Source organism: Cyanobium sp. Cruz CV13-4-11, from assembly GCF_024346055.1.
Taxonomy (GTDB): domain Bacteria; phylum Cyanobacteriota; class Cyanobacteriia; order PCC-6307; family Cyanobiaceae; genus Cyanobium.
This window is the reverse complement of record NZ_JAGQCH010000008.1, coordinates 1-18,317: the sequence shown is the minus strand read 5'-3', so window position 1 is coordinate 18,317 and position 18,317 is coordinate 1. Positions and strand designations below refer to the sequence as shown.

Sequence of the window (18,317 nt, the reverse complement as noted above, 5' to 3'; positions counted from 1 at the left end):
GGCGCTCTCCCGGCGGGGGGCGCTCTCCCGGCGGGGGCGCGTTCAGCCGCCCGCGACGGCCGGCACAATGCTCACCTCGTCGCCGTCGCTGAGCGGCGTGGCCTGGTTGTCGAGGAAGCGGATGTCCTCGCTGTTCACGTAGAGGTTGAGGAAGCGGCGCAGCTTGCCGTTCTCATCACACAGACGGGCCTGGATGCCGGGGTAGCGGCCTTCGAGGGCCTGGAGCAGACCGTCGATGCTGGTGGCCTCAAGGCTGACGCTGGCCTCGTCGTTGGTGAACTTCTGCAGGGGCGTGGGGATCAGAACCTGGATGGCCATGGAAAGCGTCGGTGGGGCAGGAAAGGAAGGGAAACGGGCGACTCAGGCCGGCGCGGCCTTGCTCCCATGGGAGGCCTGGGACTGCTCCCAGGCGGCATTGAAACTGGCGAGCTGCGGCTCGATGGTGTAAGGCGCACCGATGCAGGAGGCGATCGCTTCGGTGGTCTTGAGACCGTTGCCGGTGATGTAGGCGACGGTGGTTTCCGAGGGATCGATCTTGCCCTGTTCCACCAGCTTCTTGAGCACGGCGATGGTGGTGCCACCGGCGGTCTCGGTGAACACCCCCTCCATCTCGGCCAGCAGCTTGATGCCGTCGATGATCTCCTCATCGGTGACGGCCGCGATGGTGCCGCCGGTGCGGTTGGCGATGTCGATGGCGTAGGGGCCGTCGGCGGGATTGCCGATGGCGATCGACTTGGCAATCGTGTTGGGCTTGACCGGGGTGATGAAGTCGCGCCCGGCAGCAAACGCCTGGGCGATGGGCGAGCAGCCTTCGGCCTGGGCACCGCTGAAGCGGACGGGCTTCTCCTCGACGAGACCCACCTTGATGAACTCGTCGAAGCCCTTGCGGATCTTGGTGAACAGGGAGCCGGAGGCCAGGGGCGCGACGATGTGGTCGGGAAGCTGCCAGCCGAGCTGCTCGATCACCTCGTAGCCGAGGGTCTTGGAGCCTTCGGAGTAGTAGGGGCGCAGGTTGATGTTGACGAAGCCCCAGCCGTAGGTGTTGGCCACCTCGGAGCAAAGCCTGTTGACCTGGTCGTAGTTGCCCTTCACCGCCATCAGGGTGGGGTTGTAAACGAGGGTGCCCAGCACCTTGCCCAGTTCGAGATCACTGGGGATGAAGACGCAGCACTCGAGGCCGGCGTGGGCGGCGATGGCGGCGGTGGAGTTGGCCAGGTTGCCGGTGGAGGCGCAGCTGACCGTGGTGAAGCCCAGCTCACGGGCCCGGGTGAGGGCCACCGAGACGACGCGGTCCTTGAAGGACAGCGTCGGCATGTTGACGCCGTCGTTTTTGATGTAAAGGGAGGAAAGGCCGAGGCGCTTAGCCAGACGATCCGCCTTGAGCAGGGGTGTGAAGCCGGTGCCGACGTCGATGGGGTCGCCTTCGACGGGCAGGAACTCCCGGTACCGCCAGATGGAGGTGGGGCCGGCCTCGATGGTGGCGCGACTGACGCGGCTGCGGATGGCGTCGTAGTCGTAGACCACCTCAAGCGGGCCGAAGCAGACGTCTTCGCAGACGTGGCGCGCTCCAGCCTCGTAGGGATGACCGCATTCCTTGCAGCGCAGGCCCGTGAAGGTGGAGCGGGAGAGGGTGGCGGTCAAAGCGTGCCCGGACACTGGGGCAAACGCTAACAGCGGTGGCCAGCGCCTGTCTTTAAAGCCGATATCCGCAGTCGGGTAATGCCTCGGCTTTGGTGACATGTCAGACGCGGCGACGGCTGTTGGTGACCTGGAGTCGGCACCTTGTCGCCCGCAGGGTTCTGCCTACGCTCCGCTTGTGCCTGATCCATCCCCGCTGCCGGCCCGCCTGAGGCGACGCCTCGCCGTCGGCCTTGCCATCGCCTTCGGGCTGCTGCTGGCCCTCTGGGCGGGGGCCCGGCTGGCCATCGAATGGCTCTGGTTCAGCCAGTTCGACTTCCAGCCGATTCTGCTGCGCCGCTGGATGCTGCAGATCTCCGCTTTCGCGGCGGTCTTCGGTCTGGGCTCGGTGCTGCAGCTGGCCCAGCTGCAGCGCTGCTGGCGTCTGCGGGAGCAGGGGCCCGAGGCGCCCCGGCCGAGCGAGCCGCTGCTGCGGCTGGGCAACGGCGCCCTGGTGCTGGTGCTGATCGGCCTGGTGCTGCTGCTGGCCGGCGGCCTGAGCTACCTGATGGTGCAGGCCCGGGGACTGATCGCCAACCCCTTCAACGGCGATGTGATCACCGGCTTCTCCGTGCTCCGGGATCTGCCGCCCCTGCTGGTGGCGGGTCTGGCGGGGGGCCTGCTGCTGCCGCTGCTGCTGTGGCCCCTCACCACCCTGCGGATCACCCTGGCGGCCGCCCTGGCGGGCTCGGCCACGGCGGTGGCGCGGGGCTGGAGCCTGTGGCTGCCGGCCCTGCTGGCGACGCCCTTCGGCGAAGGCGATCCCCTCACCGGTCTTGATCTGTCCTTCACCGTGCTGCGCCTGCCGGCCCTGCGGCTCGTGCTGAGCGTGATGCTCGCCCAGGGGCTTGTGGGGCTGGCGGCCTGCCTGCTGCTCACCATCGGCAAGGGCCGCAGCCTGTCGGATCTTCACTTTGATGGCCTCAGCAAGGCCCAGCAGCGGGTGCTTCAGCCCCAGGTGGCGGCCCTGGCCGTTGTGATGGCCCTGAGCAACGCCCTGGCCCCCTTTGATCTGATGGTGCAGGGCAGCGGCGTGGCCTCGGGGGCGGGCTTCGTGGATCTGCATGTGCGGCTGCCGCTGCGGCTGCTGTTCGCCGTGCTGCTGCTGCTCACGGCCTTCGCGCTGCTGGTTCCCCTGCCCCGGGGCTGGCTGCGGCGCGGCGCCCTGCTGCCCCTGGCCGGCACGGCCCTGTTGGTGCCCATCAGTGAGTGGGTCCTCTCGCCCCTGGCCCAGCGCTTCTGGGTGCAGCCGCGGGAGCTGACGGTGGAAGCCCCCTTCCTGGAGCGCAGCATCAAAGCCACCCGCCGCGCCTTCGGCCTGGAGCACGTGCGCAACCTGCGACTCGAACCCCGCCAGGAGCTCACGGCCGCGGATCTGGCCAAGGCCCCCGGCACACTCGACAACATCCGCCTCTGGGACAGCCAGCCCCTGCTGGCCGCGAACCGGCAGCTGCAGCAGTTGCGCCTCTTCTATTATTTTCCTTCGGCGGACGTCGATCGCTATCCGCTGCAGGGCAAGTCCGCCCGCGACGGTTCCCAGCAGGTGCTGATCTCGGCCCGGGAGCTGGACAGCAGCGCCCTGCCGCCCGGCTCGCGCACCTGGCTGAACCGCCATCTGGTGTTCACCAACGGCCACGGTTTCACTGTTTCGCCGGTGAACGCCTTCGGCTCCGACGGCCTGCCCCTGTTCTTCGTCAAGGACCTGGGCAGCAGCGGCCGGGTGCAGGGCATCCCCGAGCTGGGCATCACCGACAAGGAGGCCCGGGCGGCGCTGCCGGTAGGCAGCCCGAGCCTCTACTTCGCCTCCGGCCCCTCCCCCTACGCGATTGCACCCACCAAGGTGAAGGAATTCTCCTATCCGGAAGGGGAACTCAACGTCTACACGCACTACAACGGCACGATTGGCATCTCCCTCGCCCATCCCCTGCAGCGGCTTGCCGCCGCGGTCTATCTGCGGGAACCACGGCTGCTGTTCACCGGCTCCTTCACCGAGCGATCGCTGCTGTTGCTGCGGCGGCAAGTGAACAAGCGCCTGACGGCCCTGGCGCCGTTCCTGCGCTTCGAAAGCCAGCCCTACCTGGTCACCGCCCGGGTGGCCGGCAGTGCGGGCTACCGGCCGGAGCAACACCAGTACTGGCTCCTGGATGGCTTCACCACCAGCCGCTCGTACCCCTACAGCGATCCCAATCCACAGGGCCTGCGCTATTTCCGCAACCCGGTGAAGGCGGTGGTGGATGCCCACGACGGCCGGCTCTGGCTTTACGTGAACGACGCCAGGGATCCGGTGCTGCGCACCTGGGTGCGCGCCTTTCCGGAACTGTTCCGGCCCCTCTCGGCCATGCCCCCGGGGCTGCTGGCCCACATCCGGGTGCCCAAGAGCCAGTTCGACATCCAGGCGGAACGGCTGCTGAGGTATCACGTCACCGACGTGCGCACTTTCTACAACGGTGACGACGTCTGGGCGGTGCCCACCGAGATCTACGGCGAGAGCACCGTGCCCGTGTCTCCGTATCACCTCACCCTGCAACTGCCCGGGAAAGAGCGCTCCGAATTCGTGCTGCTGCTGCCCTTCACCCCGTTGAAGCGCTCCAACCTGGTGGGTTGGCTGGCCGCCCGCAACGATCCGCCCCATTACGGGGAGCTGATGCTGGTGCGCTTCCCCCAGCAGCGGCTGCTGCTCGGCCCCCAGCAGGTCACGGCCCTGATCGATCAGGACCCAACGATCAGCTTCCAGTTCGGCCTCTGGAACCGGCTCGGCTCGCGGTTGTTCCGCGGCAATTTGCTGGTGTTGCCGGTGGGCGAGGGCCTGCTCTACGTGGAGCCGATCTATCTGCAGTCGAAGAGCAACGACCTGCCCACCCTGGTGCGCGTGGTGGTCACCGACGGACGCCGCTTCGTGATGGAGCGCAGCCTGCGCCGCGCCCTCGAGCGGCTGGTGGACAAGGAGCCCAGCGGCAAGGAGGAGGCCGCGTCCGCCAAACCGCCGCTCCCCGACGGCACACCGCTGCCCCTGCCACTGCCCTGAGCGCCCCAGCCTGAGCGCCCGGGATGGCCGGCCATGAAAAAGGGGGCCCGTGGGCCCCCGATGCATCGCTATTGGATCGCAGGCGGGTCGCCGATCAGGCGGCCACGGCGGTCTTGGGATCCAGGGCGCCCTTGGCGTAGAGGGCGGCGTAGTAGTTGATGTCGCGCTGCTTGATCTTGCTGGCGTTGCCGGCACACCAGAACTGCTGGTAACGGTCGAGGCAGACCTTCTTCATGTAGGCCCGGGCGGGCTTGTTGAAGTGACGGGGATCGAAGTTGGCGGGATCCTTGGCGGCGGCTTCCCGCACGGCGGCCGTGAAGGCGAGGCGGTTGTCGGTGTCGATGTTGACCTTGCGCACGCCGTTGCGGATGCCTTCCTGGATCTCCTCGACGGGAACGCCGTAGGTCTCCGGGATGGCGCCGCCGTACTTGTTGATCATGTCCAGCCATTCCTGGGGAACGGAGCTGGAGCCATGCATCACCAGGTGGGTGTTGGGGATGGCCTTGTGGATCTCGGCGATCCGGGAGATGGCCAGCACTTCGCCGGTGGGCTTGCGGGTGAACTTGTAGGCGCCGTGGCTGGTGCCGATGGCGATGGCCAGGGCATCCACCTTGGTCTTGGCGACGAAGTCGGCCGCCTCGGCGGGGTCGGTGAGCAGCTGGGAATGGTCGAGGGAGCCCTCGAAACCATGGCCGTCCTCGGCTTCACCCTTGCCGGTTTCCAAAGAACCCAGGCAACCCAATTCGCCTTCCACACTCACGCCGATGGCGTGGGCCACGTCCACCACTTCCTTGGTGACTGCCACGTTGTAGTCGTAGCTGGCGGGGGTCTTGGCGTCGGCCTCAAGGGAGCCGTCCATCATCACCGAAGTGAAACCGTTGGCGGCGGCGCCGTAGCAGGTGGCAGGGCTGTTGCCGTGGTCCTGGTGCATCACCACCGGGATGTCGGGATAGGTTTCCACCGCGGCCAAGATGAGGTGGCGCAGGAAGCTCTCGCCGGCGTACTGACGGGCACCCCGGGAGGCCTGCAGGATCACCGGGCTGTCGGTCTCGTAGGCAGCCTCCATGATCGACTGCACCTGCTCCAGGTTGTTGACGTTGAAGGCAGGAATGCCGTAGCCGTTTTCTGCGGCGTGATCGAGCAGCAGACGAAGCGGTACGAGCGCCATGGGAAATCTCGCGGTTTTTTGGGTGGGTACGGTTGGTAAGAACCGTGGTCGGAGGACGGCTGGCGGGATCGTCCCACCGGGTCTGACGGGGAGTCTAGGGGATGCCCTACGTCCCTTCTGTTCCCTGGCGGGCCCAGTCGCAGCAGCGCTGGCTGGTCACGGCCTCGGCCAGTCCAGGCACCATCGGCCGGCGCTCCCGCACCGCCTGCGACCACCAGCCCAGCAGTCGCCGCACCGGGGCGATGCGGCCGTCCTCCCAGGTGCGGCCATAGGCCAGGACCGGGTCGGCCGGCAGGGGGCGCAGGGCCTCGCCCGGCCGGGCCATCCACAGCTGCATGCCGTGGACGTAGTCGGCCTGGTTGCTGGAGCCCAGCACCAGGGTGGCCTCGCTGCCGTAGAGCTCGATCCAGAAGCCCCGTCCCGCCCGGGCCACCGAGCAAAGGGTGAGCTGGGCGGGCACGGCGCGGCCGCGGTGGTCTGCCAGGTCGAGCTGGATCAGGGCGCTGTCCTCCGCATCCACCACGCCCATGGAGCCGGAGCCGGGGATAGGGCGCTCGCCGATGGCGGTGCTCAGCCGGGCGCTGAGGCCGCGGCTGGGGCCGATCAGCCAGTGGAGGGTGTCGAAGGCGTGGGTGCCGAGGGCGCCGAGCACACCGCCCCCGGCGGCCGCCTGGGAGTACCAGCTCCAGGGGCGGCTGGGATCGGCGCGGCTGGACATCAGCCAGTCGAACTTCACCAGCCAGGGATCCCCCAGCACCCCCTGGGCGACCAGGGCCGCCAGCTGCTGGACGTGGGGCACGGCCCGGTACTCGAAGTCGACCGCCACCACCAGGCCCCGTTCGATGGCGAGGCGCTGCAGCTCTTCCACCTGCTCGGCGTTCAGCGCCACTGGCTTCTCCAAGAGCAGGTGCTTGCCGGCCTCGAGGGCCGCCCTGGCCAGGGCGAAGCGGGGTTCGGGGGGGGTGGCGATCACCACCGCCTCCACGGCCGGATCGGCCAGCAGGGCGCCGAAGTCGTCGAAGGCGGGCAGCTCCGCCCCCTGGCCCGCGGCGGCGGCCCGCTCGGGGCGGGGATGCCAGAGGGCCACCGGTTCGGTGATCGGGCAGTCGCGCAGGGCCGGCAGGATCACCTTTTCGCCGAAACCGAGGCCGGCGACGGCAACGCGCAGGGGAGGGTCAGGCCGTCGCATCGTTCTCCGGGGACAGGCGGGCGGCCGCGCAGGCGGCGTGCAACACCCGGATCGTGAGGTTGTCGCCGGCGGCGGCCTGCCAGGGGGCGCCCCAGCGGGGCAGGCCGTTGACCGCCGTGTCGCGGTAAAGCTCCTCGTCGCAATCGAGCTGCATCACGTACAGCTGGCCGACGGGGGGGCGGGCATCGTCGGCCGCATCGGCGGCAGCGGCGGGCTGGAAGCGGCTGAGCACGGAGAGGCGACCCTCGCGATCGAAGCGGAGGCTGCCGGAGTCCCACCACTGGCGGCCCTCAGGGCCGGCCTCCACCTCCTGCCAGTCGACCGGACCGGCCCAGACGCCAGCGGGCGCAGCCAGCCAGAGGCCGAGCACGAGCAGGGCCGCCAGCAGCCGGCCTGCGACACTTCTGATCGAGGCCCCCCTCACGGTGCGACGGGAAGGGCCGTGCGCACGCTGCCGTGCAGGCGCAGCAGGGTGGCCAGGGTGCCGCGCAGCTCGGGTCTGGGCACGATCGTGTCCACGAAACCGTGGTCCTGGAGATACTCGGCGGTCTGGAAACCTTCAGGCAGCTTTTCGCCCAGGGTCTGCTCGATCACCCGACGGCCGGCGAAGGCGATCATGGCCTTGGGCTCCGCCAGGATCAGGTCGCCCAGCATGGCGAAGCTGGCGGTGACCCCACCGGTGGTGGGGTGGGTGAGCAGGGGCAGGTAGAGCAGCTCGGCGCTGCGGTGGCGGTGCAGGGCACCGGACACCTTGGCCATCTGCATCAGGCTGAGCATCCCCTCCTGCATGCGGGCGCCGCCGGAGGCGCAGACGATCAGCAGCGGGTAGCGGCGGGCGGTGGCCAGCTCGACGAGCCGGGTGAGCTTCTCGCCCACCACCGAGCCCATCGAACCGCCCATGAAGCGGAAATCCATCACCCCCAGGGCCAGGGGCATGCCCTCCAGACGGCAGAGGCCGGTGATCACCGCATCCCGCAGGCCCGTGGCCCGCTGGGTGTCCCGCAGCCGGTCGGCATAGCTGCGGCGGTCCTTGAAGGCCAGGGGGTCGGTGGGGGCCAGATCGGCATCGATGGGCTCGAAGCTGCCCTCATCAGCGATCAGGCGAATGCGCTCGCTGCTGTCGATGCGGTGATGGTGGCCGCAGCCCTTGCAGACGCTGGCATTGGCGATCAGATCCTTGCGGTAGACCACCAGTCCGCATTCGGCGCACTTGCTCCAGAGGCCATCGCCCTCGTCGGCCTCAGGCCCCTTGCTGGCGCGCACGGCCGGGGCGTTCTTGCGGCGATCGGCGAACCAGTCGAACAGGGACATGGGGCGACGGAAGCAAGGGTGACGGCTGACCAGCCATTAAAGACCCAGGCCCCACAGGCGCAGCCAGGGGGCGTGGCCACCGATCCAGACGGCCATGGCACCGGCGGCGAGAAAGGGGCCGAAGGGGAAGGGCTGCTGGCGGCCGAGCCGACCGGTGAGCCGGGCCAGCCCGCCGATCAGGGCGCCAGCGAGAACAGACAGGCTGACGGCCAGGCCCAGGCCCAGCGGTCCGAGCCAGGCCCCCATCAGGGCAGCCAACTTGGCGTCCCCCAGCCCCAGGGCCGGCCGGCCCATGGCCTTCTCAGCCAGGGCACTGAGGGCCTCGAAGCCCAGCAGGCCGGCGGCCACGGCCAGAAGATGGGAGAACAGCAGGGTGCGGCCGACCTCGGCCCCCTGGGGGAAGCCGACGGCGGCCGTGACCGCCAGACCCAACAGCACGCCCCAGCGGCAGAGGGGCTCCGGCAGCCACAGGCTGTCGAGGTCGATCAGGGACAGGGGCAGCAGCCAGCTGGCCAGCAGCCAACCGGCCGCCAGCAGCAGCCAGGGGCTGGGATCGGGGCCCATGGCAACAGGACGGGCGAACAGCATCGCCACCCAGAGACCGGCGGTGAGCAGCTCCACCAGCGGGTAACGGACGGCGATGGCGGCGTGGCAGTGGCGACAGCGGCCACGCAGCAGCAGCCAGCTGAGCAGGGGCAGGTTCTCGAACCAGGCCAGGGAGGCGCCACAGCGGGGGCAATGGCTGCCGGGAAAGACCAGCGACTGCTCCCGCGGCAACCGCCAGACCACCACGTTCAGGAAGCTGCCGATGCAGGCGCCAGCCAGGGCCACGAAGGGGGCCAGCAGGGACAGCGGCAGAGCGGACGGGAGGAGAGGGGCTGGAGTCATGGGATCGGTCGGCTGGTTCCGCCCCGGGGGCTGCGGCCCCGGGGCGAGCGGGGACGCAGCAGGTCCATCGGCACGAACTGCTCATCCGGCAGGAGGATCGGCGCCTCGAAAACCACCCGGCCCTGGGGACCGGCGCCGAGAAGCACAACCCCCAACGGCTCAGGAGCGGTGGGGCAGGACTCCAGGAAACGGAAATAGACGCGGCGCCCGTGGCGCAGCAGTTCGGCGCTGTTGATGCGATCAAGGCGCAGAAATCCCTGGGACGGGGTCGCCGAGGACTCCCCGCCACGGATCTGGAAGGAGGGGCTGGCGGATCCGGACGGGGTGATGGTGGGGGGCTGGGCGGTGATGGGATTCACCGGTTCCTTTCGGGCGATCTTAGGGCCGAAAGGAAGATCAAGAGACTGATCTTCAGCTGAGTTTCTTCTGCTCCTCAATCATCTTGTGGATGATCGGAGTGAGGATGATCTCCATCGCGAAGCCCATCTTGCCGCCGTTCACCACGATGCTGGTGGGGCTCGACATGAAGGAGTCGTTGATCATGCGCAGCAGGTAGGAGAAGTCGATGCCCCACTTCTCCCGGGCGCCCTTGCGGAAATGAATGATGACGAAGCTCTCGTCAGGGGTGGGGATGTTGCGGCAGATGAACGGGTTGGAGGTGTCCACCGTGGGCACCCGCTGGAAGTTGATGTCGGTGAGGCTGAACTGGGGGCAGATGTGGTTGATGTAGTCGGGCATGCGGCGCAGGATCGTGTCGACGATCGCTTCGGCCGAGTAGCCCCGCTCGGCGTTGTCGCGGGAGATCTTCTGGATCCATTCCAGGTTGGCGATCGGCACCACGCCGATCAGCAGATCCACCATCGCGGCCACGTCATAGCCGTCGCCCACCACACCGCCGTGCAGGCCTTCATAGAAGAGGAGCTGGGTGCTGGAGGGGATGGGTTCCCAGGGGGTGAACTGGCCGGGCTCCAGGCTGGTGCCCAGGCGGGCGTTGTGCTCAGCGGCCTCCTCCACCGAGTGGAGGTAGTAGCGGCGTTCGCCACTGCCGGTTTCGCTGTAGGTGCGGAACAGCTCTTCGAGCTTGTCGAAGATGTTGGCCTCGGGGCCGAAGTGGGAGAAGTTTTCGCCGCGGGCCTGGGCCTCGACCATCGCCTGCTTCATCGGGCCGCGCTCGAAGCGGTGGAAGCTGTCGCCTTCCACCACCGCCGGGATGATGCCTTCGCGGGAAAAAATGTGCTCGAAGGCCCGTTTCACGGTGCTGGTTCCCGCTCCGGAGGAACCGGTGACTGCCACGACCGGGTGACGCTTCGACATCGACGCAGGGGGATTGAGAGGCTGTGAGTTTGGCAGGTCGCCGGTCGGCACCCCCCGCAGCCGTTACCTGAGGGGCGTTCAGCCCGGCAGGGCCGCCAGCAACTGCTCGCCCATCGCCTGGCAGCCCACCCGGCTGCAGCCTTCGCCCATGAGCAGGTCGCCGGTGCGGTAGCCCGCGGCCAGAACGCGGTCGACGGCGGTCTCGAGGTCGGCGGCGGCGGCCTCCTGCTGCAGGCCCACCCGCAGCAGCATGGCGGCCGACAGCACCATGGCGATCGGGTTGGCCTTGTCCTGGCCGGCGATGTCGGGGGCAGAGCCGTGCACCGGCTCGAACAGGCCGGGGCCGCCTGAGCCGAGGGAGGCCGAGGGAAGCATGCCGATTGAGCCGGTGAGCATGGCGGCCTCGTCCGAGAGGATGTCGCCGAAGAGATTGCTGGTGAGGATCACGTCGAACTGGCGCGGCTCGCGCACCAGCTGCATGGCGGCGTTATCGACGTACATGTGGCTGAGCTCGACCGCGGGGAACTCGGCATGGATCGCCTCCACCCGGTCGCGCCACAGCTGGCTCACATCGAGCACGTTGGCCTTGTCGACCGAGCAGAGGCGGCCGCGGCGGCCCGCCGCCAGGCGGAAGCCCACCCGGGCGATGCGGTCGACCTCGTGATCGGTGTAAACCATCGTGTTGAAGGCCCGCACGCCGCCATCCACCGCGATGCGCCCCTTGGGGGTGCCGAAGTAGATGCCGCCGATGAGCTCGCGCACCACCAGCAGATCCACCCCTTCGATCACCTCGGGGCGCAGGCTGCTGGCACCGGCCAGGGCCGGGATGATCTTCACGGGCCGCAGGTTGGCGAACAGCCCCAGGCCGGAGCGCAGGGCCAGCAGGCCGCTCTCGGGGCGCAGCTCCCGGGGCAGGGCATCGAAGCGGGGGGCACCGATGGCGGCGAGCAGCACCGCATCGGCCGCCCGGCAGGCCTCCAGGGTGGTGGCGGGCAGGGGCTCACCGCTGGCGTCGATGGCGGCGCCGCCGACGGGCTGGGGATCGAACTGGAGGCTGAAGCCATGGCGGCCACTCACCGCCTCCAGCAGGGTGCGGGCCACCGCGGTGATCTCCGGACCGATGCCGTCCCCCGCAAGCAGGGTGATCCTGTAGCTGGTCATCGCGAAGGGGGGCCGGGCAGCAGGCGAGGCTACTTCTGCAGCTGGCGCAGGGTGCGGGCCATCTCGGGCAGCTTGTTGAAGACGGCGGAGCAGCGCAGCCAGAGCCGGTTGGGGATGGCGGGGTAGCCGCTGACAACCTCACCGGCGGCGATCTCGCCATGGATGCCGGACTTGGAGGAGGCGATGGCCCGATCGCCGATCACGGCCCGGTTGGCCACGCCCACCTGGCCGGCGAGAATCACACCGTTGCCGAGCACGGCACCACCGGCGATGCCCACCTGGGCGGCCAGGGCACAGCCTTTCCCCGTGACCACGCCATGGCCGACGTGCACCAGGTTGTCGATCTTGGTGCCGGCGCCGATGCGGGTCTCGCCGACGCTGGGGCGGTCGATGGTGGAGCCGCAGCCCACCTCAACGCCGTCTTCCAGCACCACCCGGCCGGTCTGGGGCATCTTCACCCACCCCGAAGCGGTGGGCACGAAGCCGAAACCCTCGGCGCCGATCACCGCCTGCGACTGGACGACGCACCCGGCCCCCAGGCGGCTGCCGGGGTGGAGCACCGCCTGGGCGTGGACCTCGCAGCCCTCGCCGAGCTGCACGTCGTCATAGAGCACAACGCCGGGATGGAGCACGCAGCCGGCGGCCACGATGCAACCGGCGCCGATCACGACGTGGGCGCCCACATGCACCTCGGCGGCGACGCTGGAGCTGGGGTCGACCACGGCGCTGGCGTGGATCCCCGGGGGTTTCGGGGTGGGCGGATGCAGGGCGGCGAGGGCCTCGGCGAAGCCGAGCCGGGGATTGGCGAGGGCCACCCAGGCCAGGCCCCGCTCGGTGGCCAGCTGCTGCAGCTCTTCGTCGAGGGGCAGCAGCAGGGCGGCGGCGCCGCTGGCGGAAAGGGCGGCGGCCAGGGCATTGCCGGGCTCAAGGAAGGCCAGCTGGGCGGGGCCGGCGCGATCGAGCGCTTCGGCACCCGCAATCTCCGGATCCCCTGCCAGGTGCCGGGGGCTGCCGTCCTGCACGGCGCCGATCCGGGTGAGCAGGCTGCTGAAGCGCATTCCCCAGGGGGCGGACGGCCCGGATCGTAGGCCCCACTCAGGGGGCCGTAGCGAGCAGCTCCTGCAGGGGCACAAAGCAGTAGCCGCGGCGGCGCAGGTCGGGAACGATGAGGCGAAGCGTTTCCAGAGTGCGGCCGCTGAGGTCCGGGGTGTCGTGCAGCACCAGGATGCCGCCGGGATGGGCATTGAGACGCACGAACAGGCGCACGAACCACAGGGGCGGCCGCAGGGTATCCCAGGGAAAGATCGACCCCAGCACCAGGCGGTAGGAGCGGGCCGCGAGGGCGTCGAGCATGGTCCGGTGGAACCAGCCGCCGCCGGGGCGGAACCAGCGCCAGTGCAGCCGGGCGGGGGCGGCGGCACGGGCGATCGCCCGTTCGGTTTCAACGAGTTGCTGCTGGAAGGGCTGCGGCGGCAGGGCGGCGGAGCGCTGATCGCGCCAGAGGTGGTTGCCGAGGTCGTGACCCTGCTGCAGGGCCCGGCGGGCGAAGCGGTGGTCGCGCTCGAGGTGGGAGCCGATCAGGAAGAAGGTTGCCGGCACCTCCAGATCCCGCAGCAGGGCCAGCAGGGCCTCCGAACCGGGGCCGCTGGGTCCGTCGTCGATGGTGAGGGCCAGCGTCTTCTGCCGGCCCCGGCCGCACCACACCACCTCCGGATACAGCGGCACCAGCAACAGGCGGATCAGCAGCGAAGGCAGCAGCACCACCAGCACCAGGAGATCCAGCACCAGCGCCAGGGCCAGAACGGTGAGGAGCAGGGCCATGGGCGGGGGCGGGCTCAAGAACGATGACACCGGCGGCGGGCCATGGCCCGGCGATGTCCGGACTGGCTAAGGCGGAGATGGGTTCCCTTCTTGTGCGCCACCATGACCGCCCCGAAAAAAGCCGCCGCCGCCGGCAGCGCCAGCGCCCCGATCGCGCGGGGGCAGGCCCGCACGGTGATCTACTGCCACGGGATCTCCAACATGCCCCCCGAGGGGGTGCTGCGCTCGGAGTGGGACCGGGCCCTGTTCGGCGCCGACCAGGGGGAGCGCACCCGCATGGCCTACTGGGTCGACCGGGAGCGCTACCCGGAGACGGCGGGGTTCTCCACCCGGGCGATCGGCGAGGACCGGGCGACGCTGCAGCCGGGCGCGGAGGCGCTGCTGGCCGCCTCGATCCAGGACAGCGATGCGCCGGAAGCGTCGCAGGCGTTCGTGGACGCGCTGACGGCGCAGCTGGAGGCGGCCGCCCGGACGGCGGCCCAGCGGGGGGCACCGATGGGGGGCCCGGCGGCGCGCTCAGTGGAGGCGAAGGGGCTGTGGAGTCCGGTGACGGCGATGTTCACCCAGGCGTTCATGGCGGATGTGAACGATTTCCTGTTCAACAAGACGAAGCGGCAGCGGATGGTGCAGACGGTGAAGGACCGGGTCAGCACCGGCGGGGGCCCCTTCGTGGTGGTCGGCCACAGCCAGGGGAGCATGGTGACCTACCAGGCGCTGATGGAGCTGGGCGCCGCCGTGGAGGTGGATCTGTACGTGACGATCGGCTCGCCGCTGGGGCTGCCCCAGGTGACCGACGTGCTGCAGCAATGGCACGGCAAGACGCTGCCGATCCCGGCCGGTGTGAAGCGCTGGGTGAACATCGCCCAGGACGGCGACATCGTCTGCCTCGACCAGAGCCTGGCCGATGAATACAGCGCCGCCGGCAAGCCGAAGATCGTCGATGAACGGGTGATGGGGGTGGTGTGGCCGCCCAGCAAGGCCCATTCCGCCAGCCGCTATCTGTCGCGCCAGACGACCCAGGCGACGGTGATGGCGGCGCTGGACCGCTCCCGCTTCCAGCCTGTGAGCCCGATGACGGTGGCCCGCAGCCTGGCCGATGCGCTGGATGTGGAGGCCACCGCCCGCGTGCCGGTGCTGATCGAGCTGGCGGATCGCGCCGCGGGGGCAGGCGAGGGGGGCGATTCGCTGCAGAAGGCGCGGCAGGCGGTGCTGGAGTGGATCCGGGCGCATGTGCTGCAGGGTCCGATCACCGCCGAGACGGTGTACCTGGAGGACCAGCTGGATCGCTACGTGGCGGTGAACCTGACCCGCGCCGAGGTGGAGACGCTGGCGGGGGCGATGAGCCGCCAGTACGGCGCCAGTTCACCGGCGGTGTACCGGATGTTCAGCAACAGCCGCAAGAAGGCGCTGATGATCGATTCGATCCACACGGTGCAGGCCCGCACCGCCCAGCTGGGCTACAACGCCTGCGGCCAGGGCATCACCTGGGCCGTGCTCGACACCGGCATCGACCGGCAGCACCCCCACTTCCACAACGCAAGCCTTGCCCCGGACGGAACGATCGCCGCCGAGTGGGACTGCACGGAGCGGGGGCCGGTGAAGCCGGGGAGCGGCAACGACGCCAACGGCCACGGCACCCACGTGGCGGGGATCATCGCCGGCGGGCTGCTGTCGGTGGGCGGCGAGGGCGGCCCCGACCTGTTGGCGATGGCCCCCCGGGCCCGGATCGTCAGCTACAAGGTGCTGGCCGACAATGGCGGCGGCTACGACGCCTGGATCATCAAGGCGATCGACCACATCTGGAGGCAGAACCAGGAGGGACGGCGCCTGGCGATCCAGGGGGTGAACCTGAGCCTGGGGGGACCGTTCGATGCGGCCAGCTTCGGCTGCGGCGATTCCCCCCTGTGCGCCTCCCTGCTGCGGCTGGTGCGCCAGGGGGTGCTGGTGGTGCTGGCGGCGGGCAACGAAGGCAGCGGCGACATCGTGGTTGACGGCTTCAGCGCCACCCGCTCGTTCGATCTGTCGATCGGCGATCCGGCCAACCTGGAGGAGGCGATCGCCGTGGGCTCGGTACACCCGACCCTGCCGCACCGCTATGGCACCTCCTACTTCTCCTCGCGGGGCCCCACCGCCGATGGCCGCCTCAAGCCCGACGTGGTGGGCCCCGGGGAGCGGATCCTTTCGTGCAGGAGCAGCAGCGACCCCAAACGCACCCCCAGCCGCGACAAGGGCAAGAGCCTCGATGAGCTCTATGTGGCGCTCTCCGGCACCAGCATGGCGGCACCCCACATCTCCGGCCTGCTGGCCGCCTTCCTCTCGGTGCGCACCGAATTCATCGGCTATCCCGACCGGGTGAAACGCATCCTGCTGGAGCACTGCACCGACCTGCAACGGGACCGCTACCACCAGGGGGCGGGCCTGCCGAATCTGTCGAAGATGCTGCTGGAGACCTGAGTGGTTCACGGGTCCGTGAACCACAGCCAGGGTTTCTCGAGTCGAGGACCCAAGCTTGGTGCCGGAGGAGCTCTCAGCGTTTGAAGCTCAAACGGCTGGGTGGTTCACGGAAAGGGACTGGCCTGGGAGCGTGGTTCACGGAAACCACCTAAGTACAAGTTCGAAGGATAGACGAAGGCGACCAGCATCCGCATGAATACAGATTGTCGGCCATTAGTTTAGTGGCTGTTATTAGAATCGTAAAAATCATTGACCGATTAACCAAACAGGTGATGATCGACTTCATCCCATGATCTTTGATTTTAGCTAGCCCAGTGCTGTCGGGGCCAGCTGATGATCACACCTGGATAATATCGTTCAATTCTACTTAATGGGAAGCGGAGCGCACAGTGTACGCCCCACCCAGAAGTTAAGATTGACTTACTAAGAGACTAGGTCATATTGACAATGCGGCTTAAGCCTCAGAAAAAAAAGGTCACGTAAGCCTAGGTTTCGAATTCAGTTATAAGAACTTTTTCTCCCCAGCCACCGGGGTCGAGCACAATCCCCTTTGCGGACGAGCCTGGATTAGGTGCCTGCGCATATATCTGCCCGGTATAGCTTCCAGCAGGCAAGCCTACATAGATGCTCTTGGCTGTAACCTCATCTCGGAGCTCTGTCGATTTCAGGGAACCCTGAGAAAAAAATGACGGGACCTTGTTATCGAGCCTGATCTGAAACGATACCCCGTTGCCTGAAATAGACGCTGCGAGCACCTCCCCGGAATACTCTAATTCAATCGGTGTTTTGTTAAACTTTTTCGTGACTTTGAATGCAGGGCCTACTGCTGTCCAGTTCTGGTTAGGTAAGTCATAAGCCTTGTCATTTAGGCTGGTGCTTTGGGTGTAAACAGGCATGGCAGTTTGCTTTTGAAGTGTAAGATGATTTGATTCGAGAAATTAATCACAAGCGAATTGATCCTGAATCAATTAAAAAAGTCACTCCATTAAGGACCTGATTTTACATAGGAATAAACGCAGTGACCAGCCGCAGGTCTATTTGTGAGCTTTCGATACAATCGAGCGCCGCAAGGCAACAGGCAAGGCCTAACTCGGTCTGCGGAAGATACTTGCGCTGATGTGACACTTCGAACAAGCCCCTCGAGCGGACAGGCCGCCATCGAGTCTCTGCGTCGCCACCGCAGGCTCCCCGCCTGCCACGCAGGGGCAGCGTTATGAGTAGAACGCCATGGATGACGACTCTCTGACAATATCACCGCCGATTTATATAGTCGGAATGAAGATCGGATGTTGGAGGTGCGGGGAAAGAATGCCGGTGGTGGCATTCTTGGCACCGTCGGTAGAGGGCGCAGATGATCAGGTTTGTGTCCTGTCAGATGTTGTTGCTCTTCCTAAAGACTTGCTTGGATACGTGCAGAAACGAGTGCCAACTTATCAGCTTAGCTACTCGAAAACATTTCAAGGCAAATACTATGCGAATGTCTGCGCCAAGTGCAGAATGTTGTCCGGTGACTTCTTCCTGCATTCAGAACCAGGGGCACCGTTTTTTCCGACGTGCGCAGAGGAAGCTGGTCTGCTTTATCTCGCAGAAATACCTGTGCAGGGTCCGGTGCGCATTCGGGCTGGTTTTCACGTGGGAACGGGCAGGATGATCCTGAAGCATGCGAAACGAATCCCGTAAACACGCACTGAACACGGACCGCAAAATCGCATGCATCTTTGGGCAAGAGTTCCAGGTCGGTTTAGGCGGGCGTTCGAAGGATCAGCAAGTCAAAATCACAGCCAATCGCTTGGTGATGAGCTGCAATCACGTTTAATGTGTTGCAAGTGCGCAAGCTTGCATTTTCAATGACCAAACTTACTAGGAAGGTGCGCAAAGACTTCAATAGCCTTAGCCTGCCAAATGAGTATAATCCCGAAATGAAGATATCCCGGTCTTATTAGCCCATGTCAAGTGGCTGGGCTCGGGGCGCGGGAACAGGCTTTTGTATCACGGCGACCGGTTATAGGCGGATCCGTCTATGGCGACAGGGTCTTGCCAGGGTATTATGAAATCCATTGCCACAACAGGGATCTGCCACCTTGCCAGTCTTCAGCCGTGGTGATAGGCGGCAAAAACGGGGCCGAGGCACTTCTTATGCGGATCCGTCCATTCAGCGTTATACGGAGCCTAAGACAAGGGTTTGCACACGAGATCGCCGTCTCGCACTCTTTGGCAACTTGCCGGTTTGACGCTATAGTTTACAAATGCCAGTTATCAGCCGCTTCCTTGGGATCGCGATAGCCATCCTGTATCGAGATCATGATCCA

Annotated in this window: 15 protein-coding genes; 2 read left to right on the top strand and 13 right to left on the bottom strand. The window is 67.1% G+C overall.

Going from position 1 to position 18,317, the window contains the following annotated elements:
- Positions 1-42: 42 nt before the first annotated feature.
- On the bottom strand, positions 43-318 hold the full coding sequence (locus KBZ12_RS07835; RefSeq protein WP_254957363.1) for a MoaD/ThiS family protein: 276 nt from the start codon (positions 316-318) through the stop codon (positions 43-45).
- Positions 319-360: 42 nt separating this feature from the next.
- Complete coding sequence (gene thrC, locus KBZ12_RS07830) at positions 361-1,641, bottom strand: threonine synthase (RefSeq protein WP_254957362.1); 1,281 nt, start codon at positions 1,639-1,641, stop codon at positions 361-363.
- Between the two features lie 175 nt (positions 1,642-1,816).
- Between thrC and KBZ12_RS07825 the strand changes: the two genes are divergently transcribed.
- Positions 1,817-4,702 carry a UPF0182 family protein gene (locus KBZ12_RS07825; RefSeq protein WP_254957361.1) on the top strand — a complete coding sequence of 962 codons (2,886 nt, stop codon included), beginning with the start codon at positions 1,817-1,819 and terminating at the stop codon, positions 4,700-4,702.
- A gap of 94 nt (positions 4,703-4,796) precedes the next feature.
- Here the strand turns inward: KBZ12_RS07825 and fba are convergent, their stop codons facing one another.
- The 10 genes from fba to KBZ12_RS07775 form a co-directional block, all read right to left on the bottom strand.
- On the bottom strand, positions 4,797-5,870 hold the full coding sequence (gene fba / locus KBZ12_RS07820; protein ID WP_216908898.1) for a class II fructose-bisphosphate aldolase: 1,074 nt from the start codon (positions 5,868-5,870) through the stop codon (positions 4,797-4,799).
- Positions 5,871-5,976: 106 nt separating this feature from the next.
- A complete protein-coding gene (locus KBZ12_RS07815) occupies positions 5,977-7,059 on the bottom strand; it encodes a Gfo/Idh/MocA family protein (protein ID WP_254957360.1) in 1,083 nt (360 codons plus the stop codon).
- Complete coding sequence (locus KBZ12_RS07810; protein WP_254957359.1) at positions 7,046-7,483, bottom strand: hypothetical protein; 438 nt, start codon at positions 7,481-7,483, stop codon at positions 7,046-7,048. The genes KBZ12_RS07815 and KBZ12_RS07810 overlap by 14 nt, the downstream gene beginning before the upstream one ends.
- Positions 7,480-8,370, bottom strand: coding sequence for an acetyl-CoA carboxylase, carboxyltransferase subunit beta (gene accD / locus KBZ12_RS07805; protein WP_254957358.1), 891 nt, complete (start codon positions 8,368-8,370; stop codon positions 7,480-7,482). The genes KBZ12_RS07810 and accD overlap by 4 nt, the downstream gene beginning before the upstream one ends.
- Before the next feature lie 36 nt (positions 8,371-8,406).
- Complete coding sequence (locus KBZ12_RS07800; RefSeq protein ID WP_254957357.1) at positions 8,407-9,258, bottom strand: A24 family peptidase; 852 nt, start codon at positions 9,256-9,258, stop codon at positions 8,407-8,409.
- Positions 9,255-9,617, bottom strand: a complete 363-nt coding sequence (locus KBZ12_RS07795) for a hypothetical protein (protein WP_254957356.1) — start codon at positions 9,615-9,617, stop codon at positions 9,255-9,257. The genes KBZ12_RS07800 and KBZ12_RS07795 overlap by 4 nt, the downstream gene beginning before the upstream one ends.
- A gap of 52 nt (positions 9,618-9,669) precedes the next feature.
- A complete protein-coding gene (locus KBZ12_RS07790) occupies positions 9,670-10,572 on the bottom strand; it encodes a phosphoribulokinase (protein WP_254957355.1) in 903 nt (300 codons plus the stop codon).
- Positions 10,573-10,650: 78 nt separating this feature from the next.
- The gene (gene leuB, locus KBZ12_RS07785) at positions 10,651-11,733 is read right to left on the bottom strand and encodes a 3-isopropylmalate dehydrogenase (RefSeq protein WP_254957354.1); all 1,083 of its coding nucleotides are present in this window, start codon (positions 11,731-11,733) and stop codon (positions 10,651-10,653) included.
- Between the two features lie 29 nt (positions 11,734-11,762).
- The gene (gene lpxD / locus KBZ12_RS07780) at positions 11,763-12,791 is read right to left on the bottom strand and encodes a UDP-3-O-(3-hydroxymyristoyl)glucosamine N-acyltransferase (RefSeq protein WP_254957353.1); all 1,029 of its coding nucleotides are present in this window, start codon (positions 12,789-12,791) and stop codon (positions 11,763-11,765) included.
- 37 nt (positions 12,792-12,828) lie between these two features.
- Positions 12,829-13,554 carry a polysaccharide deacetylase family protein gene (locus KBZ12_RS07775; RefSeq protein WP_254957351.1) on the bottom strand — a complete coding sequence of 242 codons (726 nt, stop codon included), beginning with the start codon at positions 13,552-13,554 and terminating at the stop codon, positions 12,829-12,831.
- A gap of 102 nt (positions 13,555-13,656) precedes the next feature.
- Here KBZ12_RS07775 and KBZ12_RS07770 point away from each other — a divergent pair, with 102 nt between their 5' ends.
- Positions 13,657-16,008 carry a S8 family peptidase gene (locus tag KBZ12_RS07770; RefSeq protein ID WP_254957350.1) on the top strand — a complete coding sequence of 784 codons (2,352 nt, stop codon included), beginning with the start codon at positions 13,657-13,659 and terminating at the stop codon, positions 16,006-16,008.
- A 485-nt stretch (positions 16,009-16,493) separates the two neighbouring features.
- Here the strand turns inward: KBZ12_RS07770 and KBZ12_RS07765 are convergent, their stop codons facing one another.
- Complete coding sequence (locus tag KBZ12_RS07765) at positions 16,494-16,904, bottom strand: hypothetical protein (RefSeq protein ID WP_254957349.1); 411 nt, start codon at positions 16,902-16,904, stop codon at positions 16,494-16,496.
- Positions 16,905-18,317 lie beyond the last annotated feature (1,413 nt).